This is a genomic window from Microbacterium sp. K41, from assembly GCF_004794395.1.
GTDB classification, from domain to species: Bacteria; Actinomycetota; Actinomycetes; order Actinomycetales; family Microbacteriaceae; genus Microbacterium; species Microbacterium sufflavum.
In genome coordinates this window covers 1-26,266 of sequence record NZ_SSDO01000173.1, presented here as the reverse complement: position 1 = coordinate 26,266, position 26,266 = coordinate 1, and the positions used below count along the sequence as shown (strand labels likewise).

Sequence of the window (26,266 nt, the reverse complement as noted above, 5' to 3'; positions counted from 1 at the left end):
CGCCACGCCGCGGCCGGAAGGCGCAGCAGCACCGGGTCGACCGCAGCGGGACCGGAACCGGCGGCACGCGCGGCCGCCGTCGCGTCCACGGCACTCATCCCTTCAGCCCCGTCGATGCGACGCTCTCCACGATCTGCCGCTGGAACGCCAGGAACACCACGAGCAGCGGCACCACGACCATGGTGATGGCGGCGAACACGATCACCGCGGGTGCGGCGCCGAAGCCGTTCTGCAGCGTGACGAGCCCGAGGGGCAGGGTCATGTTCTCCGGGCTGGACAGGAAGATGAGCGGCCCGAAGTACCCGTTCCACGAGGCCTCGAACCCCAGGATCGCGAGGGCCGCGACCGCGGGGGCCGAGAGCGGGATGAGCATCCGGAACAGGATCCACAGGTGTCCGGCACCGTCGAGCCGCGCGGCCTCGTCGAGTTCGCGCGGGATCGTCTTGAAGTACTGCGACAGGAAGAAGATCTGGAACACGTTGATCAGCGCGGGCAGCCACAGCGACGCGAGGGTGTCGACGAGTCCGAGCTGCCGCATCATGATGAAGATCGGGATGATGACGAGCTGTCCCGGCACCATGAGCGCCGACAGCATCACGACCAGCAGCACGCGGCTGCCGCGGAAGTCGATGCGGGCGAACGCGTAGGCGGCGAGCACCGAGAAGAACAGCGCTCCGACGGTGGAGATGAGCGCCAGCGCGAGCGAGTTGCCGAACTGCTGGAAGAACGGCATGTACTCGAACACGTCGGCGAAGTTCTGCGTGGTGAACGGGATCGGCAGCCAGCGCGGTGGGTCGGCGAACGCGAACTCCGGCTCGGTGAAGCTCTGCACGATCAGCCAGAACAGCGGCGACAGCATCAGGATGCCGAACACCACGAGCACCACGTCGACGATCACGCCGCCGACGGTGGGGCGGTGACGACGGCGGCGGCGCTGTCGTTCGACGCGGGTGAGCACGTCGGTCCGCGGCTCCACGGTGGGGGGAAGGACGGTCATGATTCGTGCACCCACTTCCGACGGCCGAGGAACTGCAGCACGGTGACGCCCATGATGATGACGAACACGAGCAGGGCGACCGCGGCGGCGTACCCCATGTCGAAGGCCTGGAAGCCCTTCTCGTAGAGGTACATGATGATCGTCGTGGTGGAGTTCTGCGGTCCGCCCTTGGTGATGATCTGGATCGGGTCGAAGATCTGGAACGCACCGATGAACGTGATGATCGTGGCGAAGAACATGGTGGGCGACATGAGCGGCAGCGTCACGTTCCAGAAGATCTGCCACGAGGTCGCGCCGTCGGTGCGGGCGGCCTCGACGAGTTCGGTGGGCACGGTCTGGAGCCCGGCGAGCATGATGATGAACGTGAAGCCGACCGTGTGCCACAGGTCGATGAAGATGATCGCGGGCATGGCCCAGGCGGGGTCGGCGAAGAAGTTGGGCAGCTCGATGCCGAACGTCGCCGCGTACTGCGCCACGTAGCCGAACGTCGGGTCGAGCACGTACTTCCACAGCAGGGCGACCGCGGCCCAGGAGATCAGGAACGGGAAGAAGATCGCGACGCGGGCGAAGTAGCCGAGCACGCGGCTCGCGACCCGGTTGACCGCGAGGGCGAGCAGCAGCCCGAACACCAGGTGGGTGACGATCGAGGCGAACGCGAACACGAACGTGTTCAGCAGCACCTGCGGCAGGATCGGGTCGGAGAACAGGCGCACGAAGTTGTCGGCGCCGACGAACTCCGGGGTGGTCAGCATGTCCCACTTCAGGAACGCCAGGGCGATCGCGAACACGAACGGCCCGGCGACGAAGACGAGGAACAGCAGCAGCGCGGGACTGACGAACATCCAGCCCGCGGTCGCGGTGCGACGCCGCAGGAGCTCTGCTCCCGGGCGCCGCACCGTGGGGGCGGCGGCCATGCTACTCACCGACCAGCTGCTCCAGCTCCGCCTGCGCCGCGTCGAGGGTCTTCTGCGCCTCGCCCTGACCGGCGATGATCGTGCCCCACGCCTCCTCGATGACCTTCTGCGCCTCGGCGCCCTGGTCGATCGAGGGGATCGGGGTGGCGAAGTCCATCGCCTCGCTCAGCCGGATGGTGCCCTCGGGGGCGTTGTCGGTGAAGGCGGGCGAGTTCGCGACCGACTCCCGGGCCGGCACGATGGTGCCGCCGATCTCGGCGAAGTAGCTGCCGGCCTCCTCCGACATGAGGAACTTGATGAAGGTCCACGCGGCCTGCTTGTTGTCGCTGTTCTTGGCGATGTTCCAGGCGTCCCAGCCGACCGGCGAGCCGTTGCCGGTCTTGGTGGGCCAGTTCACGACCACGGTCTTGTCGACCATGTCGAGCTCGCGCACACCGAGCACGGGCCAGCGTCCGCCGCTGAGGATCGCGAGCTTGCCCTGCTTGAACGCGGTGTTGCCGTCGAACTGGCCGCCGGGCTTCGGTGCCAGGCCCATCTCGACGAGGCTGCGGGCGAACTCGGCCGACTCGACCGCCTCCGGGGAGTTGTAGGTGGGCTCGCTCCAGTCGGCGTTGAACGTGCTGCCGCCGTTGGTGGTGAGCCACGGCATCACGTCGACGAAGTAGCCGGAGCCCGCGCCGACGAGGTAGGCGCCGGTCTTCTCCTTGATCTGCTTCCCGGCCGCGACGAACTCGTCCCACGTCCAGTTGCCGTCTTCGGGGATGGCGACTCCGGCCTTCTCGAACACGTCTTTGTTGAGGTACATGGCCATGGTGTTGAACCCGCCGGGGATGAACACGGTCTCGCCGTCGGGGCCCGCCGCGAACTCCTCGTTGAACTTCTGCAGGTTGGGGCTGATGTCGTCCCAGTAGTCGTCGACGACGTCTTGGTCCTGCTCGATGTAGGGCGCGAGGTCGGCGAGGATGCCCTTCGAGGCGAACAGCCGCTGCCCCTCGGTGGCGACCTGGATGATGTCGATCTTCTGCCCGCCGGCGAGACGCGTCGCGACCGTGGTGGAGAACGTGGCCCAGTTGCCGCTGGGGATGCCGACGGCCTTGAGCTTGATGTCGGGGTACTGCTTGTTGAACTCGGCGAACAGCGCGTTGAACGCCTTCTGCTGGTCGGCGTCTCCCATGTAGACGAAGTTGAGCTCGCCGCTGTCGGGCTCCCCTTCGGCTCCGGCGCCTCCGCCCCCGCCGCCGCCCCCGGAGCATCCGCTGAGGGCGATGCCCGCCACCACCACGGATGCTGCGACCTTCCACATGCGACTGCGTGTCTTGCGCATTGGTCCTCCTCAGGACGTCACTCGTCTTCGAGTCATGCTGTGTCCCGGCTGCCGCCGGGTGGGGGTGCCGACCAGCTCGCGTCGATCCACTCTGATCGGGTATGCGCCAGGTTAGGCGAAATCGATTTCATGCGCAATAGTCGGCGGCGGGCTGCTCATCCGTCGGCGCGGTCGAGGTCAGCGGCGAACCAGAACACGTTGTACGGATCCCAGAGCGAGAGCGTGAAGTAGATGCGCCGACCGTCGTCCGAGACGTACCGCGGGTCGAGGTAGGGGCCGTAGAGCCCCGGGTAGTCGTCGCCGGGCACGAGCTCGATCGGCTCGCCCCAGGGGCCCCACGGGGTGATGCCCTCGCGGATGTAGGCGTTGCCGGCGTCGGAGTAGGTCATGATCCAGCGCTCCAGGTACGTCGACCACATCACCGACAGCTCGCCGATCGTGCCCTCGACCACGACCTGCGCGTCGTCCAGATCGTCCGACCACACCGGTTCGTCGTCGTCGAGGCCCGCGAAGTACGAGTAGGAGCCCTGGTCCTCCACAGCCTCCTCGGTGGCCGGCACCCGCATCAGCCGCACCTCCCCGAACCGCCCGGAGGGGATCGCCCACAGGTAGATCCAGTCCTCGCCGTCGGCCGTGACGGGCGCTGTCGCGAACTGCACGAAACCGGAGTCACCTGGCCACTCGATGCCCTCGACGGGAGCCCAGGTCTGCCCGTCATCCCGCGAGACGACGAGGGCGGAGCGGTTCGCATCCCACGCGCCGGGGTCACCCCAGTAGCTCACTGACATGTAGGAGACGTAGATCGTGTCGCCGATCGCGAAGCCCGCAGTGGGGATCTTGGTGACCTCGCCGGAGCCGTCGTTGGGGTCGTGGTCACCCTCGATCAGCGGGGCCGCGAGCCCGATCCCGTCGGCCACCCAGCCGTCGAAGAAGATGCCGTCGGTCGGGTCGTCGTCGGTCGTCCAGGCGGCCACGTTGGAGCGCCACTGCCCGCCCTGACCGCCGGTCGTGCCCGGTGCGCGCTCGCCGAACGTGTCGCCGAAGAAGAACCAGGTGCGGTCGCCCACGGTGGTCATCGAGCCGAGGTCGGTGCCGGCGACACCGACCGCCTCGGTGTCGTTGATGCCCGCCGGTCCGGTCAGCTGCGCGACCTCGGTGAGCCCGGAGATTCCGGTCAGCACGAACGGCTTGTCGGGATCGGGATCGAGCTCCACGGGCGCCCCTCCCCCGGCGCACGCGGCGAGGCTCGAAGCCAGTGCGGCGGCGGCGAGCAGGGTGGTCGAGCGACGGGCACGGGTGCGGGACATGCGGCTCCTCGGCGAGCGACAGGGGTATGGAGGCCGACGATACCGAAATCGATTTCAGTACACCAGGCCCTCTGCGTGGGGGTCGGCCGCGTCACGCACGGTCAGCGGCGTCGCGGCTCCACCAGCCGCCGCGGGGGCATGACATAATCTCCCCGTCCAGGTTCGCCGATCCTGGATCCGAGCTCTGCCTCAGTCCGAACCTGGCCGCCGACGACGACGTGGCGGCGTCCTCACCCGAAGGGCTACGCATTCGATGACCAGACACGGGCAGGCGGTCGCGCCCTTCTCCAAGCATCTGACACCGCACTCACACTCCGTCGCACCGATCGCTTCCCCGTGATCACGCTCAGTGAGCTGCTTTTCGCCGACGTTCCAGAAGACACGAAGGACGAAGACCCCTTCATTTCCGAAGAGGATGCGTTTGTCGAAGCCCAGGTGAATGCCGTGCACTTCGACGCCATCACCGCCACTCTGGGCATCCTGTGCGATCTGCGGACCGCTCTACAGCTCGACGAAACGAACACGGGGCTTCTCGTTCTGAGAGGCGTGGGTCTGCTGGAGTGGTCCGGTGTCACCGACCGTCACAGGACGTCGCGGAAAGTGGTGGGCTCTTCGGCCCGGTCACTCGACGCGGGACTGGAACTTCATCTCGCATTGACTCCGGGGGCAGATCTTCGGGTCCGTGGGAGGAGCGCTGTCTTCCACTCGCTCGACGTGGCGGCGCTCGGAGAGATTCCCGACTTCGGCTCGCATACGGATCAGGAGGTGCGCAGCATGTCCCCACGGTGGGACTCCGCCGCCCGCGTCGTCCGTACGACACCGTTGGCGCTGGGACCCGGCAGGGCTCCCCGTTGAGTGAAGGGTACGCAATGCCGGAAGGGGAACTGAAGCTCTACCTGAGCTCGAGCGAAGCACTGGTTCTTTACGATTGGTTGGCGTCGACCCATGAGAGAGGCCTACCCGGCCTCGATGATGCCAGCGCTACCGTGCTGTGGGATCTTGAATCTCAATTGGAGCCACTCCTGGTCGCCATCGTGCAAGCGGACTATTCCCTTCAGGTTGAGAATGCGAGGGCACGAGTCTTGGGCTTCGAGTGACCATTCCAGCTGCGACGGGCGCCTCAGCGACACTTGCGGTAGGCAAGCTTCGCTGGTTATCGCGGGCCACTTGGCAGTGGCCGATCACGAGCACGTCCCAGCCGAAGCGCTTTCGAAGATCAGAGATCTTCGCCGCTCGCTCGTGCTGGTGCCGCTCTGCCTCAGCCTCTCCGAGCGCAGACCAGCACACGCGGAAGTCCGATGTCACGGCGCCGATGATCAGCAGACCCCGAGTCACCGAAGGAGTGAGGACGTTGGCGTCCAGGTAGACGAGGCTCTTTGCTCCCACCACGGCGCTCAGAAGTCGTCGGCGAGCGCGGTGCCGAGATCGCCGAGGTAGGCGGCCCGGAACCTTTCGAAGTCTGCGACCGTGATGACATTGCGGTTACCGCGCTTCGACGCTCGGAGCTCTCCCGATTCGATCCTGCGCAGCACGGTCGTGCGGGAGAGCCCCAGTTCGCGGGCGACCTGCTGCGGGGTCATGACCGGCGTCTGCACGTCGATCGTGACGATTCTGCCCGCGTCGAGCTCTGCTGTGATCTTCGTGAGGAGTTCTTCGCGCCACTTCGCCCCTGCTGGCTTCTTCTCGATCTTCATCAAGGTGCTCACGACGGCCTCCCTGGTCAGTTCGCAACTCTATCTGACCATTTTGACACACTCGACACAACCGTGGGAGGGGGCGAAGCCGCCCCCACCCACGCCCCTCCGGGGTTCAGCCCGCCGTGGCGTTCTCGTAGGCGCGCATCGCGGCGTCCTGCGCATCCTTCAACGCGTCCTCGGGAGACTTGTCGCCGAGCAGCGCCGCGGTGATGGCGTTGTTCAGCTCGTTCTGGATCTCCTGCCCCGCGGGCGAGGAGCCGAACGACTTCCCGTAGTCCACGACGTCGTAGTACGTGGAGATCACCTGGTCGAAGCCCGCGTTGCCGCTCTCGGTCACGAACTTCTCGCGGATGGCCTGGTCGGCCGAGGGCGAGCCGGTGAACAGCCCGGTGTTGATGCCACCCTCCTCCTCGATGGTCATCGCCCGCGCGTCGCCCGCCGCCATCCACGCGTCGTCCGAGGTGAGGTTCACCATCCACGCGCACGCTGCCGCGGGGTTCTTCGCCCCGACGGGGATCACGAACGCCGTGCCGGACGCGACCGAGAACGGCTCCCCGTCGCTGTTGAGGAACGGCACCGCCTCCAACTGGATCTGGTCGGCGTAGGGGCTGAGCACGTTGGGGTACCACTGGGCGTTCACCTGCGAGCCGACCTGCTGCGCCACGAACTGGTTCTGGTCGCCGAACGCGTCGAACGAGTCGGTGAAGCTCTTCACCGCCGCGAAGCCGCCCTGCGCGTCGGTGATCTGCTTGAGCATCTCGATGCCCGCGACGTTGCTTGGGTCGTCCAGGGTGGGGGCACCGTCGGCGTCGTTGAGCTGACCGCCCATGCCGAGGATCCACAGCCCCGCCTGTCCGGTGGCGACCGGGTCGAAGCCGAGCCGCGACGGCACGCCGCCCGACTCCTGGTACATCTTGGCGATCGCGCCGAGCAGCACGTCGGGCTGCGAGGTGTCGATCTCCTCCGCGGTCACCCCGGCCTCGTCGAGCACGGCCTTGTTCAGCAGGATCGCCGGCGGCTGGTAGAACTGCGGCACGGCCCACACCGCATCCTCGTAGGTCACGTCGTCGACCACGAACGGGTACCAGTGGTCGCGCGGCGTCACGTCCTGCGCGGCGAAGCACTCGTCGAGCGGCATGATGAGGTCTTGCGCGGCGTAGGTCGTGACGTAGCGGCGGTCCATCTGCACCACGTCGGGCACGTCACCGCTCGCGATGCGGGTGGTGAACTTCTGCGCGTCGAAGGCCGTCGCGTCGAGGTCGACCTTCACGTCGCTCAGCTGCTCTGCCGCATAGTCCATGCGCGAGGTGCCGACGTCGTCGGCGTTCTCGAACCCCCACGCCTTCAGCGTGCCGCTCGGCTCCGCACCGAAGTCGGCGTCGGCGGCCTGGTCTCCCCCTCCTCCCCCGCCGCAGCCGGCGAGGACGAGGACGGATGCGGCGGTGACCGCGGTGATTCCCCACGTGCGTGTGCGCATGACTGCTCCTTTCGATCGGTGGTGCGTTGTCAGCCCTTGCGCCCCTGGGTGGCGACGCCCTCGATGAAGGAGCGCTGCCCGAAGGCGAAGAGGATGAGCATGGGCAGCGTCACCAGCAGCGACGCGACCATGACGTACTGGTAGTCGCCGTGGCCTCCCGCTGTGGGGCTGTACTTGGTCATGGCGTAGGCGATGCCGAGCGGGGCGGTGAACTGGTCGACCGACCCGGCGTTGAGGTAGATGAGGGCGGCCTGCAGGTTGTTCCAGCTGGCCTGGAACTCGAACAGGAACACGATCACGAACGACGGGATCGACAGCGGCATCGCGATCCGCCAGAACAGCCCCCACGCGCTCGCCCCGTCGAGCCGCGCCGCCTCGAACAGCTCCCGCGGCAGCCCGAGGAAGAACTGCCGTTGCAGGAAGATGTAGAACGCCGACCCGAACAGGTTCATGCCCCACAGCGGCACCCACGTGCCCAGTAGCCCGGTCTCCTTCCAGATCAGGTAGATCGGGATCATGGTCACCGCGCCGGGCAGCATCATGGTCGCGAGCACGAGGCCGAACAGCAGGCCGCGGCCGGGGAAGCGGAAGTACGCGAAGCCGAACGCCACGATCGAGCTGGAGATCGCCACGGTCCCCGCGGCCAGCAGGGCGATGGCGATGCTGTTGCCCATCCAGCTCAGCAGCGGCAGCTGGTTCCACACCTCGACGTAGTTCTCCGGCACGAACGTCTTCGGGATGAGGGCGTTGTCGAACACCTCGCCGCGCGGCTTGAGGCTCGCCGCGATCAGCCACACGAACGGGTAGAGGAACAGCAGACCGAACAGCACGAGGATCACGTTCAGCACGATCCGGCCGGCGAGGCTCTTCGGCTGGTGGAGCCGGCGGCGCCAGCGCCCGCGCGTGGGGACCGTGGTGGTGAACGTGCCGGGGCTCTTCTCCCGCTCGACCTCGACGGGTTCCGGGCGCAGTGTCTGCGACATCAGCGGTCTCCCTCGTAGTAGACGAAGCGGTTGCCGACCTTCACCTGGATCAGGGTGATCAGCATGATGATCACGAACAGCAGCCACGCCATCGCCGCCGCGAATCCGAAGTTGAACTGCCGGAACGCCTGCTGGAACAGGTAGATGGCGTAGAACAGCGACGCCTCCGGCGAGGAGTTGCTCTGGTCGCGCCAGAACAGCAGGTACGCCTGGTCGAAGATCTGGAACGCGGCGATCGATAGCACGATCACGTTGAAGAACATCGCCCCGGAGATCATCGGCAGGGTGATCGAGAAGAACTTGCGGACGGGCCCCGCGCCGTCGAGCGACGCCACCTCGTACAGCTCGACGGGCACGTTCTTCAGCGCCGCGAGGAAGATCACCATCGTCCCAGCGACCGTCCACAGCGTCATCATCACGATGCTCGGCTTCACCCACGCCGGGTCGACGAGCCACTGCGGCCCCTCGATGCCGAACAGCCGGAGGAACTGGTTCACCGCGCCGGAGTTGCCGTTGAGCAGCAGGAAGAACACCGCCGCCGTCGCGACCGCCGGGGTCATCTTCGGCAGGTAGTACAGCACCCGGAAGAACCCGGCGCCCCGGCCGACGCGGTTGAGCAGCATCGCCAGCACCAGCGCGAACACGATCTCCAGCGGCACGGCCATCACCACGTAGAAGAGGGTGTTCGCGAGCGAGACCCCCACCCGCGGGTCGTCGAACAGGTTGGCGTAGTTGTCGATGCCGATCGGGCGGGCGGTGTTCGTGGCCAGGTTGTAGCTGCTGAACGAGATGTAGAGGCTGTAGATCATCGCACCGGCCGTGAACACCAGGAACCCGATGATCCAGGGCGAGATGAACAGGTACCCCGCGAGGGCCTCGCGGCGGTTGTAGCGATCGCGTGTGCGTGGCGTCCGTGCCATCCACCCGCTCCTTCCCTGCGATGATCCGCGTGCGAGGGCACGCCGGAGAGACCGTGGTGCCCGGCTGCCGGGCACGCGCGATGCCGGATCGGGGCCGCCCGTGCTGCGTGATGGGGGGAGACGCAGTCGGCGGTCCGAGCCTTGAATCGGACAGTACGACCGGCGAAGCGTTTCGCCACGGGGCTTGCGCAGAACCGTTTCCTGTGGTTCACCTGGACGCGCCTTCGACGGCCGCACCACGCCGCCGATATTCCGCCTAGGATGACCGGAAGTGACCGTAGGAGGGGCGGGCGATGTTCGACGAGCGACGGCGCCAGGCAGCGCTCGAGGAACTGGGGATCCTTGACACACCACCGGACGAGCGAGTGGACCGGGTGGCGCGACTGGCGAAAGAGATGTTCGGGGTACCGATGGTCAGCGTCTCGCTGATCGACCGGGACCGGCAATGGCGCAAGGCGCAGATCGGCCTCGGGGGGAACGAGGCCCCGCGCGAGGACTCGTTCTGCGACTACACCGTGTCGCAGGACCGGACGGTGGTGGTGGAAGACGCGAGCGCCACCGACCTGTTCGCCGAGAACCCGTTCGTCACGGGCGACCCGCACCTGCGGTTCTACGCCGGGCACCCGCTGCACGCCCCGGGCGGAGAGCCCATCGGCACCCTGTGCGTGCTCGACACCGAGCCGCACGTGCTCACCGACTCGCAGCAGGACCTGCTCCGCGACCTCGCGTTCTGGGTGCAGACCGAGCTCGCGCAGGACGCCGACATCGACCACGCCGCGGTCGTGCAGCAGGCGTTGCGGCCCCGCGTGCTCCCCGAGGTCGAGGGCTACACGATCGCGGCCGGCGCGGCCCCGCGCGGCATGCTCGCCGGCGACTACTTCGACTTCTCGCGGCACGGCGACGCCCTGCGCGTGACCCTGGCCGACGCGATGGGCAAGGGCACCGGTCCCGCGCTCGTGGCGGCCACGGTGCGCGCGTCGCTGCGCACGGCCCCGGAGCGTCCGCTCACCACGGCCGTCGCCGACGTCGACCGGCTCCTGGAGGACGACCTCGCCGACACCTCGATGTTCGTCACCGCGGTGGTCGCCGAGCTGCAGCCCTCGACCGGTGACCTGCAGGTGATCGATGCGGGCCACAGTCTCGCGTTCGTGATCCGCGCCGACCGCTCCTGGACCCCGCTGCGCTCCACCAACCTGCCGCTGGGCATGGGCATGGGCGTCGCCGACCCGCGGGAGCCGATCACGACGACGCTGGAGGCGGGCGACACCTTCATCTGCTGCAGCGACGGCCTGCTCGACGTGCTCGACGAGGACGACCCCTTCGCACACGTCGACCGCGTGCTCGCCGCACTCGGCCCCGACGGCGCGGTGCAGGAGGCGCTGCGGCTGGCGAACTCGGACGAGCGCGCCACCGACGACATCACCGTCGTGGTGGTGCGGAGGGACTCGTGACCGCCCGGTTCGCGACCATCCGCATCCTCGCGCTGCTGTCGGTGCTGCTCGGCGTCAACTACGTCGCCTGGCGCTGGCTGGAGTCGGTGAACTGGTCGGCGTGGTGGATCGCCGTGCCGCTCGTGATCGCCGAGACCTACAGCCTCATCGACACGTTCCTGTTCTGCCTGACGATGTGGCGCGCCAAGGAGCGCCCGGCCCCGGTGTCGCCGCCGCAGGGCACGGTCGACGTGTTCATCACCACGTACGACGAGCCGATCGAGCTCGTCATGACCACCGCGCGGGCGGCGAAGCGCATCGCCTACCCGCACACGACGTGGATCCTCGACGACGGGGCGCGCCCCGAGCTCGAAGCCGAGGCCCGCGCCGCCGGTGTCGCCTACCTCACCCGCTCGGAGGACTGGACGGGAAAGCCCCGGCACGCCAAGGCCGGCAACCTCAACAGCGCCCTGTTCCAGACCGACGGCGAGTTCCTGCTCATCCTCGACGCCGACCAGGTGCCCGACCCGCTGATCCTGCACCGCACGCTCGGCTACTTCGCCGACGACCCCGAGGTCGCGCTCGTGCAGACGCCGCAGTGGTTCGTGAACGTCGACGAGGCCGACCCGCTCGGCAGTCAGGCACCGCTGTTCTACGGCCCCATCCAGCAGGGCAAGGACGGCTGGAACGCCGCGTTCTTCTGCGGCTCCAACGCTGTGCTGCGACGTGAGGCGCTCATGCAGCTCGGCATCGTCGGCTACGTGCGCGAGGTGACGGAGTCGGCCGCGAAGGCGCTCAAGACCTCCGAGACCCTGATGGCGAAGGAGGCGGAGGCCGCGACCGACCCCGCCCTGGCGACCGAGCTCGGGGCGCTGCGCATCGCGATCTCGCGCGGCCGGAAAGACCTCGCCGCCGGGGAGTCGGTCGCCGAGGTGGCGGCACGCGTGGGTGACGCCGTCGACAACGCCTCCCGCATCCTGGTCGCGCACGACCTGGACGGCATCCGCGCCGACCTGGCCGAGATCGGCGCGCTGCCGATGCAGCACGATGCCGAGCTCGGGCTCGTCGTGGTCGACGAGGCCGGGCTCGACGCCCTGGCGGCGTCGGACCTGTCGCCCATCACCGCGGTGGAGGCCGTGCGCGGACTGCTCGACACGCTGCGGCTCGACCGCGGTGACGAGGCGCAGCCGATCCTCCCGCTCGCCACGATCTCGGTCACGGAAGACATGGCGACCGCGATGCAGCTGCACGCCCTCGGCTGGCGCAGCGTCTACCACCACGAGATCCTGGCCCACGGGCTCGCCCCGGAAGACCTGCGCACCATGCTCACGCAGCGCCTGCGGTGGGCACAGGGCACGTTGCAGGTGATGCTGCGCGACAACCCGCTCGCCAAGCGCGGCCTCTCGGTCGGGCAGCGGCTGATGTACTTCGCCACGATGTGGAGCTACCTGTCGGGCTTCGCGGCGATCGTCTACCTCGCCGCGCCCGTGATCTACCTGGTGTTCGGAGTGCTCCCGGTGACCGCGTGGTCGGTGGACTTCTTCGCGCGATTCCTGCCGTACTTCCTCATCAACCAGGCGCTGTTCCTCGTGGTCGCGAAGGGCGTGAAGACCTGGCGCGGTCAGCAGTATTCGCTCGCCCTGTTCCCGGTGTGGATCCGTGCCTGCTGGACGGCCTTCGCGAACGTCGTGCTCGGCCGGCCGCTGTCGTTCGCCGTCACCCGCAAGGACGGCCGCGACCCGCGCGGCGTGCCGTGGGGCGAGATCTGGCCGCAGCTCACCGCCATGATCGTGCTCGCCGTCGCGCTCGTGATCGGGGTGGTGCGGGTGTTCCTCGGCACGGCCGACGGCACGGGCACCCTCGTCAACACCGCCTGGGTGCTGTACGACCTCGTCGTGCTCAGCGTGATCATCCAGGCCGCCCGGTACCGCGGTCCCGCCGCGGCCATCCTCGAGAAGGAGTCGAATGAACGTCAGCACTGACACCAGGGACGGCTACGCCGTCGTCGCCATCACAGGGCGCCTCACCGCGTCCGGCGCACCCCTGCTGCGCAACGCCGTGAGCGACCTCGTCGCCGCGGGGCAGCCGCGCATCGCGATCGACCTCAGCGGCACCGAGTTCGTCGACTCCTCGGGCCTCGGCGCCCTCGTCGGCGGGCTCAAGAGCGCCCGCGTGGCCGGGGGCGACCTGCGGATCGCGGCCGTGCCGGAGGCCGTGCGCACGGTGCTCCACCTGACCAACCTGGATCGCGTGCTGCGCGACTACCCGACGCCGGAATCGGCGTTCGATGGCCGCTGAGGTCCGGGCGTTCCACGTCGACGGGCCCGCCGGGCTCGCCCTGGTCGACAGCGCGCTCGACGCGCTCGACCGGCTCTGGGCCGACGGCCCGGAGATCCCCGCCGAGGACCAGGTGCTGTTCGCGCTGGCCGTCAGCGAAGTGACCACCAACATCGCGCAGCACAACGAGCGCACCGACGTGGTGTTCAGCGTCGACGTGCGTGTCTCGGCGGACGAGCTGCGCGCCTACATCCGCGACACCGCGCCGCCCGCCCCGATCGACTGGGACACCGTGTCCATGCCGGGCGAGGACAGCGAGAGCGGGCGCGGCCTGGCGCTGTCGCAGGCCGCGCTCGACGAGTTCCGGCACGTGCCGGGCGACGCCGGAAACACGTGGGTGCTGGTGCGGCGGGTCGGCGTCGACCGGGGCGAGGGCTGAGCGGTCAGGCGAGCCAGGCGGGAGCTCGGCCCCGCAGCACGGCCCCGTCGATCGAGAAGCGCCCGGCACCGGTGAGCGCGAGGGCCAGAGCGGCCGCGCCCAGCACGGCCACGAACTCGTAGCCGCCCTCGCCCACCCAGAGACCGGCGGGCAGGTGCACGAGCACGAGCGCGACCAGCATGTCGATCGCGAGCACCACGCCGACCGGGCGGGTGAACAGTCCGAGCATCAGCAGGATGCCGCCGATCAGCTCGACGAAGGCGACCACGGGCGCGGCGATCTCCGCGAACGGCACACCCATGCCGGCGAAGCTGCCGATAGTTCCGGGGATCGTGTACTCGAAGATCTTCTGGGCGCCATGGGCGGCGAAGATCGCACCGGTGACGACCCGGAGGATCAGGAGTCCCAGCGAGGGGGCGGGGCGGTGGGCAGTGGTGTTCGTCATGAGGAGTTCTTCCGTCGTGGCAGGACACCCGCGCGCGGCGCGGACCAGGGGGTTCCCTGCCTCCACGCTAGGAAGAGCGGCTTTCCATCCCCTGAACGTGTCGGGCGCAGGTCACGCCGAGCCGCGCGGGTGCCACAGCACCAGCTCGGTCGAGCGACGCAGCCGTCGTCCACCGGGCATCGGGACCACGCCGGACGAGCCGGCCGCGAACACCCGCACGCCCGGGCGGTTCTCCCGCTCGGCGCGCAGCGCGGCCTCGAGCGCGACGACGCGCCCGCGCAGCATCCGGTTCTCGTCCTCCAGGTCGAGGAGCTTGGCGATCGCGGGCAGGCTCATCCCCTCGGAGGAGAGCTGCGCCACCTCCCGCAGCTGCTCGATGTTCCGCGACGAATACCGCCGGGAGCCGCCCGGCGTGCGGCCGGGCACCACGAGCCCGATGCGGTCGTACTGGCGGAGGGTCTGCGGGTGCAGGCCCGACAGCTCGGCGGCCGCGGCGATCGCGAAGACGGGGGTGTCGGCGTCCATCACGCACTCCACCCCCGTCCCTCGGCGTTCGCACTCATCGGCGGGCCTTCGCCATCAACTCCGCCCGCGGGTTCTCCTGCGGCTCCAGCTGCTGGAACTTCTCCAGCGCCTCGCGCGCGGCGTCGTCGAGGTGCGTCGGCACCGCGACCTGGAGCTCGGCGAGCAGGTCGCCCGTGCCCTTGGAGGTCGCGACACCGCGGCCCTTGACGCGCAGCACGCGCCCGGACGGAGTGCCAGGGGCGACGCGCAGCTTGACCACGTCACCGCCGAGCGTCGGCACCTCGATGGTGGCACCGAGCGTGGCCTCGGTGAACGTGACCGGCACGACCACGCGGAGGTTGAGGCCGTCGCGCGTGAACACGGGGTGCGGTCGCACCGTGATCTGCACCACGATGTCACCGCTCTCTCCGCCGTCCGGCGACGGACGACCCCGGCCGCGCAGCCGGATCTTCTGCCCGTCGGCGACGCCCGCGGGGATCTTCACCTTGAACGGCTTGCCGTCCTCACCCTGCAGCGTGATGGTCTCACCCTGCACGGCGGTGGTGAAGTCGAGCGTGGTGCGGGCGGTCACGTCGGCGCCGCGCTGCGGTCCGCCGAAGCCGCGGAACCCGCCGCTCGGCTGACCGAACCGGCCGCCGCCGAAGCCGCTGCCCTGCCCCTGGTTGAACATCGCGAAGATGTCCTCGAAGTCGGCGCTCTGGCCTCGCCCCTGCTGTCCGAACCGGCTGAAGACGTCTTCGAACCCGCCCGCCCCGGAGCCGCTGGCCGTGAAGCGGGCGCCCGAGCCCATGGCGCGGATCTCGTCGTACTCCTTGCGCTGCTCGGGGTCGGAGAGCACCGAGTAGGCCTCGCTGATCTCCTTGAACTTGGCCTCGGCCTTCGCATCGCCCTGATTGGAGTCGGGGTGATACTTGCGCGCGAGCTTGCGGTACGTCTTCTTGAGGTCAGCGTCGCTGACGTCCTTCGAGACCCCGAGGGTCTTGTAGAAGTCCTTGTCGAACCAATCCTGGCTGGCCATCGATCACCTACTCCGCAGGCACGGCGACGACGACCTTCGCGGGACGCAGCTCGACGTCGCCCAGGCGGTACCCCACCTCGACGACCTCGAGCACCGTGGCCTTCTCGACGCCGGGGGTCGGCTGCTGGAAGATGGCCTCGTGGCGCTGCGGGTCGAATTCCTCGCCCTTGTCGCCGTAGGCCACGACTCCGAGACGCTCCACCACTGCGCGCACCTTGTCGGCGATCACGGCGAAGGGGGTGCCCTCCACCAGGTCGCCGTGCTGTTCGGCGCGGCCCAGGTCGTCGAGCACCGGGATGAGGCCCTTGGCGGCCTCGCCCTTGGCGCGCTCGATCTCGATCTGGCGCTGCTCCTCGGTGCGGCGGCGGTAGTTGGCGTACTCGGCCTGCAGGCGCTTGAGGTCGTTCAGCAGCGTCGACTCGAGGTCGGCGAGCACGGCGTCTTCCGCCGCGGCCTCGCCGGTCTGCGTCGCGCCCAGGATGTCGTCCACCGTCAGGTCGTCGGGGGCGCCGTCGACCGGCGTCTCGTCCGACCCTTCGGCGGCCTGCGCCTCGCGGGAGTCCGGGTTCTGCGGCGCGGGGCCGGACGCCTGAGCGTCCGACCCCTCGCTGCGACCTTCGGCGGACTCAGGATTCTGGTTCTCGTCGAAGTTCTTGTCGGTCATGGTTACTTCTTCTCGTCCTCGTCGTCGACGACCTCGGCGTCGATGACGTCTTCCTCGGAGGAGGGGGCGTCACCGGCCGGGGCCTCGCCGTCAGCCGAAGCGCCGGCGGCGGCATCCGCCTGCGAGGAGGCGTAGATCGCCTCGCCGAGCTTGGACTGCGACTGGTTGAGCTTCTCGAACGCGGTCTTCACGGCCTCGTCGTCGTCGCCGGCCAGGGCCGTCTTGAGGGCATCGACATCGCCCTTGACCTCGGTCTTGACGTCGTCGGGGAGCTTGTCCTCGTTCTCGGAGATCAGCTTCTCGATGGAGTACGCCAGGGTCTCGGCCTGGTTGCGGGTCTCGGCGGCCTCACGGCGTGCCTTGTCCTCGGCGGCGTGCTCCTCGGCCTCGCGCACCATGCGCTCGATGTCTTCCTTCGACAGCGACGAGCCGCCGGAGATGACGATCGACTTCTCGGTGCCGGTGCCCTTGTCCTTCGCGGACACGTGCACGATGCCGTTGGCGTCGATGTCGAACGTGACCTCGATCTGCGGGATGCCGCGGGGCGCCGGGGCGATGCCGGTCAGCTCGAACGTGCCGAGCGGCTTGTTATCGCGCGTGAAGTCGCGCTCGCCCTGGAAGACCTGGATCGCGACGGACGGCTGGTTGTCGTCGGCCGTGGTGAAGGTCTCGCTGCGCTTGGTCGGGATGGCCGTGTTGCGCTCGATGAGCTTGGTCATCATGCCGCCCTTGGTCTCGATGCCGAGGGAGAGCGGGGTCACGTCGATGAGCAGGACGTCCTTGCGCTCGCCCTTCAGCACACCGGCCTGCAGTGCGGCACCGACGGCGACGACCTCGTCGGGGTTCACGCCCTTGTTGGCCTCCTTGCCGGTCTCGCGCTTGACGAGCTCGGCGACGGCGGGCATGCGGGTCGATCCACCCACGAGCACGATGTGGTCGATGTCGGACACCTTGATGCCGGCCTCGCGGATCACGTCCTCGAACGGCTTCTTGGTGCGGTCGAGCAGGTCCTTCGTGAGGTCCTCGAACTTCGCGCGGGTGATGGTCTCGCTCAGCGACACCGGGCCGGACTCGGTCAGCGACAGGTACGGCAGGTTGATGCTGGTCGAGGTGGAGCTGGAGAGCTCCTTCTTGGCCTGCTCCGCGGCCTCCTTGAGGCGCTGCAGCGCGATCTTGTCGCCCGAGACGTCGACGCCCGTGGTCTCCTTGAACTGCTTGATCAGGTAGTCGACGAGGCGCTGGTCCCAGTCGTCTCCACCGAGGCGGTTGTCACCGGCGGTGGCGCGCACCTGGATCGTGGAGAAGTCGTCGTCCTTGCCCACCTCGAGGAGGGAGACGTCGAACGTTCCGCCACCGAGGTCGAAGACGAGGATGAGCTCGTCTTCCTTACCCTTGTCGAGGCCGTAGGCGAGGGCCGCCGCGGTCGGCTCGTTGATGATGCGGAGCACGTTGAGGCCCGCGATCTCACCGGCCTCCTTGGTGGCCTGGCGCTCGGCGTCGTTGAAGTACGCGGGGACGGTGATGACCGCGTCGGTCACGGTGTCGCCCAGGTACGACTCGGCGTCGCGCTTGAGCTTCTGGAGGATGCGCGCGGAGATCTCCTGCGGCGTCCACTTCTTGCCGTCGACCTCGAAGGTCCAGTCGGTGCCCATGTGGCGCTTGACCGAGGCGATGGTCCGGTCGACGTTGGTGACGGCCTGGCGCTTCGCGGTCTCGCCGACGAGCACCTCCCCGTCCTTGGTGAAGGCCACGACCGAGGGGGTCGTGCGGAAGCCTTCGGCATTGGCGATGACCTTGGGCTCGCCGCCCTCGAGGACGCTGACGACGGAGTTGGTGGTTCCGAGGTCGATACCGACAGCACGTGCCATGTGTTCTCTCCTTTGTTGGGAAGTCTGTTGTGGTTCGGAAAACCTGCGGCGATCAGGGAAACCTGAGTCGCGATGGCTCAAGTGTACTCCGGCCGCCCGACCGTGTCAAACAAACTTGATATGGCTCGGCTCAACTTTGTATCGCCGGGGTCGACGGAGTGTCCGTGCAGGATGGACGGATGATCCGTGCCGTGCTCTTCGACCTCGACGGCGTCATCCGCCACTTCGACCACGACCCCGGGTTGGAGGCTCGGTACACCCTCCCGGACGGCACGATCGCCCGCACCGCCTTCGCCGCACCGCTGATCGATGCGGTGACCACGGGTCGCCTCACCCGGGAGGAGTGGATCACCCGGGTCGGCGAGATGATCGGCTCCGCGCCCGCAGCACGGGAGTGGGGTCGCACGCCGTTCGCCGCGGACCTCGACATGCTCGCACTCGTGGACGGGCTGCGGTCCCGTGGCGTGACCTGCGCCATCCTCACGAACGGCACCGACACCATCACCGCAGAACTCCGCGACAGCGGCATCGGGAAGCACTTCGACCGGGTGTTCAACTCCGCGGAGATCGGGCACGCCAAGCCCGACATCCGGGCGTTCCGACACGTGGCGGCGGTCCTCTCCGTCCCACCGGAGGAGATCCTCTTCATCGACGACTCGCCGAGCAAGCTCCGTGGTGCGCAGGACCTCGGCATGAGCACGCACGCCTTCACCAGCGTCGCCGCCGTCCGCACTGCGCTCACCGATGCCGGCCTCCCCGTGTCCCGCGCGTAGCCTCACCCCGTCAGCATCCGCGGGATTACGGCGAGCACGCGACACGTTGTCCCCAGTGACCGGAAGGACAACCATGCGCGCACCCGCGGTCGACGCCGCCGAGGCCAGGGCCGGGCTCACCGCCCTGTTGGCCTCCGACCCCGGTCGACTCCGGCGTCGGAGCATCTCACTGGGCGCCCCGGTGGGCGACGCCGACGACGTGGCGCAGGACATCGCCTCGCGCGCGTGGCAGTCGGTCCCCGGCGTGCGTTCGGCCGCACCGGGATCGCTCTGCGCGTGGCTCGACGCCGTGGCCCGCAGCGTGGTGATCGACAGCGCCCGCCGCTGCCACCGCACCCCGCTGCACGACGACATCGACACGGTCGCGATCGAAGCGCCGCAGCGCGTGGAGGACGAGGTCGCCGCGAAGGAGCAGCTGTGCGAGGTGCGAGCGGCCATCGCCCGCCTCCCCCGCAGCCTGCGCGAACCGCTGCTGCTGCGCGTGGAGCACGAGCTGAGCGCCGCCGAGATCGCGGAACGCCTCGGCATCACGGTGCTTGCGGTACGCCAGCGCCTCACGCGTGCCCGGCACCTGCTCTCCGCCTGACTCGGGCGACCCGCTCGGCCGACCCTCCCCTCTCCGAGAGACGGGAGGGGGATCGCCGGTGCGGGGCGCCGCACGGGCGCCCCGCACGCAGCCGGTCAGACGGTGCCGAACGGGTTGTCGATCGCGATGCGCCAGCCGTGGGTCTCGTCGTACACCGCGACATCGGCCGTGGCGCCCGCGAGCGACACCGGAGAGCCGTCGGGAGCGGTGCCGTCGAGCGTCCAGTCGGCCACGACGAGCCCGACCGTGCCGTTCACGAACACGTTCCGGACGGTCATGGTGATCGGACCGCCGAGGCCGACGAACTGCTCCAGGCCCGCGCGCACCTCCGCCGGCTCGGACACCGGCTGACCCGGAGCGGGCACGAGCACCACACCGGGAGCGTTGAGCGCGAGCAGTCCCTCGATGTCGCCGGCGTTGAACCGCTCCATGAAGGCGATGTGCAGCCGGTCGAGCGAGGTGATGGGTTCGGTCATGATGGTTTCCTCTCTGTGCGACGCCCGAGGCGCCGGGAACCGGGGTGGCTCCGCAGAGAAGGACGCTCCCCGCCGGGAAACGTGACATCGGATCCGGAGAGGCCCGGATCCGGCTCACTTGCCGCCGGGAGGACCGATCAGCAGCAGGATCACGTAGAGCGCGACGATGCCCACGACCAGCAGCACCGCGAGCACCCACGGGCGGCGGAGGAACCAGCGCATCAGCCGGTCATACCAGCGGCGGTCGCGGGGGTCGTCGGTGGGGTCGAGCCGCCAGTCGCCGCGCAGCCGACCGGAGCGGTGCAGCCAGATCTCCATCGGGATGGTGGCGTAGGGGATCACGGCGCTCGCCACCGCCAGTACGCCAACGCCCGGGTGCCAGCGCTGGTTGAGCGCCACCAGCACGGCGGTGGCGGCATAGGCGAGGAACACGAAGCCGTGGATGCCGCCGCCGACCGTGACCACGACCCCGGGGGCGCCGACCGCCCTGGCGATGATCGCGGCGATCAGGATCGTCCAGGTGATCGCCTCCGCGATCGCCAGGACACGGTACAGACGGCCAGGGGTGCGGAACACGGGACTCCTCGGGTGGGGTACCCCTCCAGAGTATCCGCGCCGTCCTCGGGCGCCGAATCGCGGCTCCCACCGGAATACCGGACGAGGGAGGGGCGTTTCCGAAGGCATGGTGACAGTGGACCCGGACGCGCTCTCGCACGTGCTCGACGCCGTGGAGCTGCGGGTCGGCGTGGCGCGGCGCATCCCGCTCGCCGCCGGAGGGCTGCTCCCGATCCCGGCCGGGCCCACGACGCTCGTCTACCTCGCGTCCGGCAGCGTGCAGGGGCATCCGCCCCTCGGCGATGGCTGCCGCCTCGGCGTCGACCCCGACTCCCGCCGCCTCACCCTCGAGCCCCGCGAGCGCCGCGACCACCTGGTCGCCGGTGACGCGTTCCTCACCCTCGGCCGCACCGCGTTCGTGCTGGAGGCCGACCGTGACACCACGCTCATGGTGGTCGACCTCGAGTTCGCCGACGCGACCTCACCGCTGCCCGCCCTCCTGCCGCCGTTCCTCACCGTCACCGGATTCGACGCGCTCGAGCCCGCGGCCGCCGCGCTCGCCGAGAACATGGGCCTCGTCGACCCCGCGGCCTCCCCCGCCCGGCAGGGCGACCCCGTGATCTGCCGCATGATGGCGAAGACCGTGCTGATGTCGGTCATCCGCGCCTGGGCCGCCAACGGCTGCGCACCCGCGGGCTGGCCCTCGCTGTCGAACGACCCGTTCCTCGACCGCGTGGTCGACGCCATCCACCAGGAGCCAGGACGCGACTGGACGGTCGAGCGCCTCGCGGCCATCGGCGCCATGTCGCGCTCCACCTTCGCCGAGCGGTTCCGCGTCGCGGTCGGCCGCTCCCCCGCCGACTACGTCACGGAGGTGCGCATCGACGCGGCCAAGCGCCTGCTCGACGCCGGGCGCTCCGTGTCGGACGTGTCGCGCGAGCTCGGCTACGCGTCCGACGAGGGCTTCAGCCGCGCGTTCCGCCGCCGCACGGGTATGACCCCGTCGTCCTGGCGCTCGGCCGCCCGCACTCCCGCCCTGGTCTGAGCCTCGACCCCCGCCGCCGACCTCCCGGTGAGGGATCGTGTCCGAGCCCGATCTCGATGGCCGGCCATTCACAACTCCGCAGATCCGCGGCGATGCGACTGCTCGGGCTACGGGCAGGCGACACATCGCCGGGAAACTGCGGAGTTGTGAACCGCGCGGGAGGCGGCGCCGCCCTGTGGCCCGTCAGCCCCGCGTGCTCAGCCGGTTCGACAGGCCGAACAGCACCGCACCCGCGAGCAGCGACACCGCGCCGATCACGTAGGCGAGCTCCACGCTCAGCGTGTCGACGAGCAGCCCGCCCAGACCCGCGGCGAGGGTGATCGCACCCTGGAACCCGACGACCACGAGGCTGCCGCCCGCCTCCAGGCGATCCGGCATGCGGTGCCCGACCCACGTGTTGATCACGATCAGCCACGACGAGAAGACGAAGCCCCAGACGAGCACGACCACGCCGACGCCGATGATCGACCCGGAGAAGAGGATCATCGAGATGACCGCGGCGGCGATCACGAGCGGCGCGAACACGGCGAAGAACGCGAACGACCGGTCGATCACCAGCCCGATCGAGATGTTGCCGAGGAGACCGCCGACGCCGAACAGCGCCAGCAGCACCACGATGGTCGAGGCGTCGACGTCGGGGATGCGCTCGAGCGCCAGCCGCACGTACGTGTAGGCGAGGAAGTGCCCGAGCACCACGAGGACGTGCCCGACCATGCCCAGCCCGATACCGGGGCGGCGAACCGTGTCGACGAGCCGCCGCAGGCTCGACGCCCGCTCGGCCGGCACCGACGGCAGCGCCCAGCGCAGTGCGACCGCCAGCACCACCATCAGCACGCCGGCGAGCGCGAACACCATCCGCCAGTCGACGACCTCGCTGAGCATCACGCCGATCGGCACCCCGGCGACCGTGGCCAGCGACACCCCGGCCGAGGTGAACATGACCCCGCGGCCCAGGTGCTCCGGCCCCGCGAGCCGTGCGGCGACCGTGATCGACATGGTCCAGTAGGCGCTGATCGCCGCGCCCAGGAGGAACCGGGCGGCGAGCACGAGCAGCAGGTTCGGCGCGATCGCGACCACGAGGTTCGACACGGCCGCGGCGAGCGCCATCCACACCAGCAGCGACCGGCGGTCGAGGCGCGGGAAGATCAGCCCGATCGTGGGCGCGACGACGAGTCCCACCAGCGCCGTGACCGTGACCGTCTGCCCCGCCTGACCCGGGGTGACCCCGAGGCCCTCGGCCATCTCGGTGAGGACACCGTTGGGGAGGAACTCGGCGGTCACGAGCAGGAAGCCCATGATCATGAGCGCGATGAGTCCGCCGTAGCGGATGCGGTCGGCCCGGGTGGGCGCTGCGGTGGGGACGGGGGCAGTCGTGGTCATGGTTCCACCCTTCCGGCGCCCGTGCGTCCGCGCCCGACCGGTCGTCCGCCGCGTCCGACCGATCGTCCGACCCTGGACACGCCGCGGCGCACCCCCGTAGGCTCGTCGTCGCACCGGGAGTCGCCCGGGAAGCCCGAGCGGAAGGAGGCGATGAGATGAACACCGTCGTCGTCGCGCCCTTCGCCGACCACCTTCCCCTCGAGGCCGCCCGCTCCTGATCGCCGTGCGGCCTCCCTTCCCGGAGCCACACCGTGACCGATCCCTCCGCTTCCCCGGAAGCCGCGTCCTTCGACGCCTCCCCCTTCGATTCCCTCGAGACCTCCCTGTCCTTCGCCGACGTCGAACCCGGTGACGGGCAGCGCTGGACCACCTGGCCGTCCGCCACCCCGACCGAACGCGGCCCCGAGCCGCGGCCCGCGTGGGTCGTGACCTCGGCGGGCGCGCTCGACACCGAGCTCGGCATCCTCAAGACGGGCAAGGAGGCCGACGTGTTCCTGCTCGAACGCGCCGTTCCCGACGACCCCGCGCAGCGCACCCTGCTGGCGGCGAAGCGGTACCGCGGCGAGGAGAACCGGAGCTTCCACCGCTCCGCCGTGTACACGGAGGGCCGCAGCACCCGGAACACCCGCGACACCAGGGCCCTGGCCCGCAAGTCGGAGCACGGGCGCGCGGTGGCTGCGGCGCAGTGGTCGTTCGCGGAGTTCGAGGCGCTGTGCCGCCTGTGGCAGCTCGGCGCCCCGGTGCCCTACCCCGTGCAGGTGAGCGGGACCGAGGTGCTGATGGAGTTCCTCGGCGATGACGACGGCACCGCAGCCCCGCGGCTCGCGCAGGTGCGCGCCGACCGCGACACCCTGCAGGAGCACTACGCGCAGGTGGTCGAGCTCATGCGGGTGTTCGCCGCGGCAGGTTTCGCGCACGGCGACCTGTCCGCGTACAACCTGCTCGTGCACCAGGGGCGGGTGCGGGTGATCGACCTGCCGCAGATCGTGGACGTGATCGCGAACCCGCAGGGGCTCGACCTGCTGCACCGCGACTGCGTGAACGTGTGCGACTGGTTCGCGCGGCGCCGCGTGGAGTGCGACGCCGAGGATCTGTTCGCCGACCTGCTCGCGGCGCTGTACTGACCCGTCGCGTCAGGAGGCCAGGCGGGCGGCCAGCAGCGTCACGAGCTCGTACACCACGTGGCTCGCGGCGATCCCGGTCATCTGCGCGTGGTCATAGGCGGGCGACACCTCCACGACGTCGGCGCCCACAATGTCGCGGTCGCGCAGCGCGCGGAGGATGCGCAGCAGCTCGCGGCTCGTGAGTCCCCCCGCCTCGGGGGTCCCGGTGCCGGGGGCGTGCGCGGGGTCGAGCACGTCGATGTCGATCGACACGTACAGCGGCTTGTCGCCGATGCGCGTGAGGATCCGGTCGATCGCGGCTTCGACGCCGTGCTCCTCGATGTACTCGCTCGACACGATCGAGAACCCCAGGCGCTCGTCGTCCTCCAGGTCCTGCTTGGAGTAGAGGGGGCCGCGCGTGCCCACGTGGCAGCTGGCGGTGAGGTCGATCAGCCCCTCCTCGCTCGCGCGGCGGAAGGGCGTGCCGTGCGTGATGGGCGCGCCGAAGTAGGTGTCCCACGTGTCGAGGTGCGCGTCGAAGTGCAGCACCGCGACCGGCCCGTGCTTCGCGGCCACGGCGCGCAGCAGCGGCAGGGCCACGGTGTGGTCGCCGCCGATCGTCACGATGCGCTGCACCTGCTCGCCGAGCGCCGTCGCCGCGCGCTCGACCTCGGTCACGGCCTCGGTGAGGTCGAAGGGGTTCACGGGGATGTCGCCCGCGTCGACGACCTGCGCGAGCTGGAAGGGCGACACGTCCTGCGCCGGGTTGTACGGGCGCAGCAGACGCGACGACTCCCGCACGTGCGACGGACCGAACCGCGTGCCGGGGCGGTAGCTCACACCGGAGTCGAACGGGATGCCCACCACGGCGATGTCGGCGCGCGGCACATCTTCGATGCGGGGCAGGCGGGCGAAGGTGGCGATGCCGGAGTACCGCGGGTTCACGGAGGCGTCGACGGGGCCGATGGTGTCGGTCATTTCTCGTTCCTGTTCGTTCGGGGTGTCGAGGGCTCAGAGGGCGTGCTGCGGCAGGTGCACGAGCTGCACGCCGCCCGCGGCGATGGCGGCGCGGATGCTCGGGGCGATGTCGTCGCGTCTCTCGACGCGACGCCCGGTCGCGCCGAACGCGGTGGCGAGCGCGGCCCAGTCGGGCTGCACCAGATCCACGCCGATCGGGGCCATGCCGCGGTCGACCTCGTTCTGGCGGATCTCGGCGTAACCGCCGTTGTCGACGCACACGACCGTGAGGTCGAGGCGCTGCTCGACCGCGGTGACGAGCTCGTTCACGCAGAACATGAGCGCGCCGTCGCCGATCACCGTGACCACGGGGCGCTCGGTCTGCGCCACGGCGGCGCCGATCGCGGCCGGCAGCCCGTAGCCGAGCGTGGCATAGGTGGGCGTGTAGAGCAGGGAGTGCGGATGCTCCTGTCGCAGCACGCTGCCCAGCGCCATGTACACGATCTGCGACGAGTCGCCCGCCACGATCGCGTCGTCGGGCAGTGCCGCGGCGATCACCTCCGCGAGCGCCACCGTCTCGGGGGCCGTGGCGCGGGACTCGTCCTCGATCGCGGCCCGCTCGGCCGACAGGTCGCGCGGTGTCGGGGCCGTGTCGGGCAGCAGCGGCAGCAGGGCATCGGTCACCGCGGCCGCGTCGCCCGTGATCCCGACGGTCGCGGTGAGGTTCTTGTCGCGCTGCGCCGGGGAGATATCGATGCGGATCACGGCTCCGCGGGCCTCGAGGCGCGGGGCCCACAGCTCCGCCTCCCCGAGCTTCGAGCCGACCACGAGCAGCACGTCCGCGGCCTCGGCGACGGCTCGCGCGGCGGCGAGGCGCAGGTTCGAGCCGAGCGACAGCGGGTGGCCCTCGTCGAGCACGCCCTTGCCGTTCAGGGTGGTGAGGACCGGGGCGCCCAGGCGCTCGGCGATCGCGGTCACCTGATGCACCGCGTCCACGGCTCCCCCGCCGGCGACGATCACCGGACGTTCGGCGGCAGAGAGCAGCCGGCCGGCCTCGGCGAGCGCGACCGGGTCACCTTCACGTCGAGCGACAACGCCAACAAGCT

Annotated in this window: 27 protein-coding genes; 9 read left to right on the top strand and 18 right to left on the bottom strand. The window is 69.6% G+C overall.

Going from position 1 to position 26,266, the window contains the following annotated elements:
* Nucleotides 1-94: 94 nt before the first annotated feature.
* The 4 genes from DW309_RS04805 to DW309_RS04790 form a co-directional block, all read right to left on the bottom strand.
* Nucleotides 95-997, bottom strand: coding sequence for a carbohydrate ABC transporter permease (locus DW309_RS04805; RefSeq protein ID WP_136028683.1), 903 nt, complete (start codon nt 995-997; stop codon nt 95-97).
* On the bottom strand, nt 994-1,911 hold the full coding sequence (locus DW309_RS04800) for a carbohydrate ABC transporter permease (RefSeq protein ID WP_136044717.1): 918 nt from the start codon (nt 1,909-1,911) through the stop codon (nt 994-996). The genes DW309_RS04805 and DW309_RS04800 overlap by 4 nt, the downstream gene beginning before the upstream one ends.
* Before the next feature lies 1 nt (nt 1,912).
* On the bottom strand, nt 1,913-3,235 hold the full coding sequence (locus tag DW309_RS04795; protein WP_205812626.1) for an ABC transporter substrate-binding protein: 1,323 nt from the start codon (nt 3,233-3,235) through the stop codon (nt 1,913-1,915).
* A gap of 155 nt (nt 3,236-3,390) precedes the next feature.
* Nucleotides 3,391-4,542: a glycoside hydrolase family 183 protein gene (locus tag DW309_RS04790; protein ID WP_136044715.1), complete on the bottom strand. Its 1,152-nt coding sequence runs from the start codon at nt 4,540-4,542 to the stop codon at nt 3,391-3,393.
* 336 nt (nt 4,543-4,878) lie between these two features.
* On the opposite strand from DW309_RS04790, the gene DW309_RS04785 reads away from it, so the two are divergent.
* The gene (locus DW309_RS04785; RefSeq protein WP_136044714.1) at nt 4,879-5,397 is read left to right on the top strand and encodes a hypothetical protein; all 519 of its coding nucleotides are present in this window, start codon (nt 4,879-4,881) and stop codon (nt 5,395-5,397) included.
* A 539-nt stretch (nt 5,398-5,936) separates the two neighbouring features.
* Here the strand turns inward: DW309_RS04785 and DW309_RS04780 are convergent.
* The 4 genes from DW309_RS04780 to DW309_RS04765 all read right to left on the bottom strand — a co-directional run bounded on the left by DW309_RS04780 (nt 5,937) and on the right by DW309_RS04765 (nt 9,619).
* Nucleotides 5,937-6,248, bottom strand: coding sequence for a helix-turn-helix domain-containing protein (locus DW309_RS04780; protein ID WP_205812625.1), 312 nt, complete (start codon nt 6,246-6,248; stop codon nt 5,937-5,939).
* Nucleotides 6,249-6,351: 103 nt separating this feature from the next.
* Complete coding sequence (locus DW309_RS04775; protein ID WP_136044713.1) at nt 6,352-7,716, bottom strand: extracellular solute-binding protein; 1,365 nt, start codon at nt 7,714-7,716, stop codon at nt 6,352-6,354.
* Nucleotides 7,717-7,745: 29 nt separating this feature from the next.
* Complete coding sequence (locus DW309_RS04770) at nt 7,746-8,699, bottom strand: carbohydrate ABC transporter permease (protein WP_136028698.1); 954 nt, start codon at nt 8,697-8,699, stop codon at nt 7,746-7,748.
* Nucleotides 8,699-9,619 carry a carbohydrate ABC transporter permease gene (locus tag DW309_RS04765; protein ID WP_136028699.1) on the bottom strand — a complete coding sequence of 307 codons (921 nt, stop codon included), beginning with the start codon at nt 9,617-9,619 and terminating at the stop codon, nt 8,699-8,701. Before DW309_RS04765 ends, DW309_RS04770 begins: the two co-directional genes overlap by 1 nt.
* Before the next feature lie 293 nt (nt 9,620-9,912).
* Here DW309_RS04765 and DW309_RS04760 point away from each other — a divergent pair, with 293 nt between their 5' ends.
* Genes DW309_RS04760 through DW309_RS04745 form a run of 4 tightly spaced genes read left to right on the top strand, consistent with a single transcriptional unit; the run spans nt 9,913 to nt 13,765 of the window.
* Nucleotides 9,913-11,070 (top strand): PP2C family protein-serine/threonine phosphatase, encoded by a 1,158-nt coding sequence (locus tag DW309_RS04760; RefSeq protein ID WP_136044712.1) that lies wholly within the window; start codon nt 9,913-9,915, stop codon nt 11,068-11,070.
* The gene (locus DW309_RS04755) at nt 11,067-13,031 is read left to right on the top strand and encodes a glycosyltransferase family 2 protein (RefSeq protein WP_136044711.1); all 1,965 of its coding nucleotides are present in this window, start codon (nt 11,067-11,069) and stop codon (nt 13,029-13,031) included. The genes DW309_RS04760 and DW309_RS04755 overlap by 4 nt, the downstream gene beginning before the upstream one ends.
* Nucleotides 13,015-13,347: an STAS domain-containing protein gene (locus tag DW309_RS04750; RefSeq protein WP_025102664.1), complete on the top strand. Its 333-nt coding sequence runs from the start codon at nt 13,015-13,017 to the stop codon at nt 13,345-13,347. The genes DW309_RS04755 and DW309_RS04750 overlap by 17 nt, the downstream gene beginning before the upstream one ends.
* A complete protein-coding gene (locus DW309_RS04745) occupies nt 13,337-13,765 on the top strand; it encodes an ATP-binding protein (protein ID WP_136028702.1) in 429 nt (142 codons plus the stop codon). Before DW309_RS04750 ends, DW309_RS04745 begins: the two co-directional genes overlap by 11 nt.
* Nucleotides 13,766-13,769: 4 nt before the next feature.
* Here DW309_RS04745 and DW309_RS04740 read toward each other — a convergent pair whose 3' ends face one another.
* The 5 genes from DW309_RS04740 to dnaK form a co-directional block, all read right to left on the bottom strand.
* Complete coding sequence (locus DW309_RS04740; protein ID WP_136035959.1) at nt 13,770-14,210, bottom strand: DoxX family protein; 441 nt, start codon at nt 14,208-14,210, stop codon at nt 13,770-13,772.
* Nucleotides 14,211-14,321: 111 nt separating this feature from the next.
* Nucleotides 14,322-14,735, bottom strand: a complete 414-nt coding sequence (locus tag DW309_RS04735; RefSeq protein ID WP_136028704.1) for a heat shock protein transcriptional repressor HspR — start codon at nt 14,733-14,735, stop codon at nt 14,322-14,324.
* Nucleotides 14,736-14,769: 34 nt separating this feature from the next.
* Nucleotides 14,770-15,753 carry a DnaJ C-terminal domain-containing protein gene (locus DW309_RS04730; protein ID WP_136044710.1) on the bottom strand — a complete coding sequence of 328 codons (984 nt, stop codon included), beginning with the start codon at nt 15,751-15,753 and terminating at the stop codon, nt 14,770-14,772.
* Between the two features lie 7 nt (nt 15,754-15,760).
* On the bottom strand, nt 15,761-16,417 hold the full coding sequence (locus DW309_RS04725) for a nucleotide exchange factor GrpE (RefSeq protein WP_136028706.1): 657 nt from the start codon (nt 16,415-16,417) through the stop codon (nt 15,761-15,763).
* A gap of 2 nt (nt 16,418-16,419) precedes the next feature.
* On the bottom strand, nt 16,420-18,285 hold the full coding sequence (gene dnaK, locus DW309_RS04720; protein ID WP_136028707.1) for a molecular chaperone DnaK: 1,866 nt from the start codon (nt 18,283-18,285) through the stop codon (nt 16,420-16,422).
* A gap of 179 nt (nt 18,286-18,464) precedes the next feature.
* Here dnaK and DW309_RS04715 point away from each other — a divergent pair, with 179 nt between their 5' ends.
* Nucleotides 18,465-19,058, top strand: coding sequence for an HAD family hydrolase (locus DW309_RS04715; RefSeq protein ID WP_136044709.1), 594 nt, complete (start codon nt 18,465-18,467; stop codon nt 19,056-19,058).
* A 73-nt stretch (nt 19,059-19,131) separates the two neighbouring features.
* On the top strand, nt 19,132-19,644 hold the full coding sequence (locus DW309_RS04710; RefSeq protein ID WP_168387175.1) for an RNA polymerase sigma factor: 513 nt from the start codon (nt 19,132-19,134) through the stop codon (nt 19,642-19,644).
* Nucleotides 19,645-19,739: 95 nt separating this feature from the next.
* Here the strand turns inward: DW309_RS04710 and DW309_RS04705 are convergent, their stop codons facing one another.
* Both DW309_RS04705 and DW309_RS04700 read right to left on the bottom strand, forming a co-directional pair.
* A complete protein-coding gene (locus DW309_RS04705) occupies nt 19,740-20,120 on the bottom strand; it encodes a YybH family protein (RefSeq protein ID WP_136044708.1) in 381 nt (126 codons plus the stop codon).
* A 114-nt stretch (nt 20,121-20,234) separates the two neighbouring features.
* The gene (locus DW309_RS04700; RefSeq protein WP_136044707.1) at nt 20,235-20,696 is read right to left on the bottom strand and encodes a DUF3817 domain-containing protein; all 462 of its coding nucleotides are present in this window, start codon (nt 20,694-20,696) and stop codon (nt 20,235-20,237) included.
* A 106-nt stretch (nt 20,697-20,802) separates the two neighbouring features.
* On the opposite strand from DW309_RS04700, the gene DW309_RS04695 reads away from it, so the two are divergent.
* Nucleotides 20,803-21,720, top strand: a complete 918-nt coding sequence (locus DW309_RS04695) for a helix-turn-helix domain-containing protein (protein WP_136028712.1) — start codon at nt 20,803-20,805, stop codon at nt 21,718-21,720.
* 183 nt (nt 21,721-21,903) lie between these two features.
* On the opposite strand, the gene DW309_RS04690 is transcribed toward DW309_RS04695, so the two are convergent.
* A complete protein-coding gene (locus tag DW309_RS04690; RefSeq protein WP_136044706.1) occupies nt 21,904-23,100 on the bottom strand; it encodes an MFS transporter in 1,197 nt (398 codons plus the stop codon).
* A 251-nt stretch (nt 23,101-23,351) separates the two neighbouring features.
* Between DW309_RS04690 and DW309_RS04685 the strand changes: the two genes are divergently transcribed.
* Nucleotides 23,352-24,224 (top strand): serine protein kinase RIO, encoded by an 873-nt coding sequence (locus DW309_RS04685; protein WP_136044705.1) that lies wholly within the window; start codon nt 23,352-23,354, stop codon nt 24,222-24,224.
* A 9-nt stretch (nt 24,225-24,233) separates the two neighbouring features.
* Here the strand turns inward: DW309_RS04685 and speB are convergent, their stop codons facing one another.
* Both speB and DW309_RS04675 read right to left on the bottom strand, forming a co-directional pair.
* Nucleotides 24,234-25,181: an agmatinase gene (gene speB, locus DW309_RS04680; protein WP_136028715.1), complete on the bottom strand. Its 948-nt coding sequence runs from the start codon at nt 25,179-25,181 to the stop codon at nt 24,234-24,236.
* Nucleotides 25,182-25,214: 33 nt separating this feature from the next.
* The coding region (locus DW309_RS04675) for a thiamine pyrophosphate-binding protein (protein ID WP_240753123.1) at nt 25,215-26,266 on the bottom strand (1,052 nt) is incomplete at its 5' end.

Excerpts from the sequence above, each read along its gene's own strand:
- DW309_RS04795 (WP_205812626.1), bottom strand. The coding sequence starts at position 3,235 with ATGCGCAAGACACGCAGTCGCATGTGGAAGGTCGCAGCATCCGTGGTG.
- DW309_RS04750 (WP_025102664.1), top strand. The coding sequence starts at position 13,015 with ATGAACGTCAGCACTGACACCAGGGACGGCTACGCCGTCGTCGCCATC.
- DW309_RS04800 (WP_136044717.1), bottom strand. The coding sequence starts at position 1,911 with ATGGCCGCCGCCCCCACGGTGCGGCGCCCGGGAGCAGAGCTCCTGCGG.
- DW309_RS04695 (WP_136028712.1), top strand. The coding sequence starts at position 20,803 with ATGGTGACAGTGGACCCGGACGCGCTCTCGCACGTGCTCGACGCCGTG.
- DW309_RS04740 (WP_136035959.1), bottom strand. The coding sequence starts at position 14,210 with ATGACGAACACCACTGCCCACCGCCCCGCCCCCTCGCTGGGACTCCTG.
- DW309_RS04790 (WP_136044715.1), bottom strand. The coding sequence starts at position 4,542 with ATGTCCCGCACCCGTGCCCGTCGCTCGACCACCCTGCTCGCCGCCGCC.
- DW309_RS04725 (WP_136028706.1), bottom strand. The coding sequence starts at position 16,417 with ATGACCGACAAGAACTTCGACGAGAACCAGAATCCTGAGTCCGCCGAA.
- DW309_RS04760 (WP_136044712.1), top strand. The coding sequence starts at position 9,913 with ATGTTCGACGAGCGACGGCGCCAGGCAGCGCTCGAGGAACTGGGGATC.
- DW309_RS04690 (WP_136044706.1), bottom strand. The coding sequence starts at position 23,100 with ATGACCACGACTGCCCCCGTCCCCACCGCAGCGCCCACCCGGGCCGAC.
- DW309_RS04805 (WP_136028683.1), bottom strand. The coding sequence starts at position 997 with ATGACCGTCCTTCCCCCCACCGTGGAGCCGCGGACCGACGTGCTCACC.
- DW309_RS04735 (WP_136028704.1), bottom strand. The coding sequence starts at position 14,735 with ATGGACGCCGACACCCCCGTCTTCGCGATCGCCGCGGCCGCCGAGCTG.
- DW309_RS04730 (WP_136044710.1), bottom strand. The coding sequence starts at position 15,753 with ATGGCCAGCCAGGATTGGTTCGACAAGGACTTCTACAAGACCCTCGGG.
- DW309_RS04715 (WP_136044709.1), top strand. The coding sequence starts at position 18,465 with ATGATCCGTGCCGTGCTCTTCGACCTCGACGGCGTCATCCGCCACTTC.
- DW309_RS04745 (WP_136028702.1), top strand. The coding sequence starts at position 13,337 with ATGGCCGCTGAGGTCCGGGCGTTCCACGTCGACGGGCCCGCCGGGCTC.
- DW309_RS04775 (WP_136044713.1), bottom strand. The coding sequence starts at position 7,716 with ATGCGCACACGCACGTGGGGAATCACCGCGGTCACCGCCGCATCCGTC.
- DW309_RS04765 (WP_136028699.1), bottom strand. The coding sequence starts at position 9,619 with ATGGCACGGACGCCACGCACACGCGATCGCTACAACCGCCGCGAGGCC.
- DW309_RS04710 (WP_168387175.1), top strand. The coding sequence starts at position 19,132 with ATGCGCGCACCCGCGGTCGACGCCGCCGAGGCCAGGGCCGGGCTCACC.
- speB (WP_136028715.1), bottom strand. The coding sequence starts at position 25,181 with ATGACCGACACCATCGGCCCCGTCGACGCCTCCGTGAACCCGCGGTAC.
- dnaK (WP_136028707.1), bottom strand. The coding sequence starts at position 18,285 with ATGGCACGTGCTGTCGGTATCGACCTCGGAACCACCAACTCCGTCGTC.
- DW309_RS04705 (WP_136044708.1), bottom strand. The coding sequence starts at position 20,120 with ATGACCGAACCCATCACCTCGCTCGACCGGCTGCACATCGCCTTCATG.
- DW309_RS04770 (WP_136028698.1), bottom strand. The coding sequence starts at position 8,699 with ATGTCGCAGACACTGCGCCCGGAACCCGTCGAGGTCGAGCGGGAGAAG.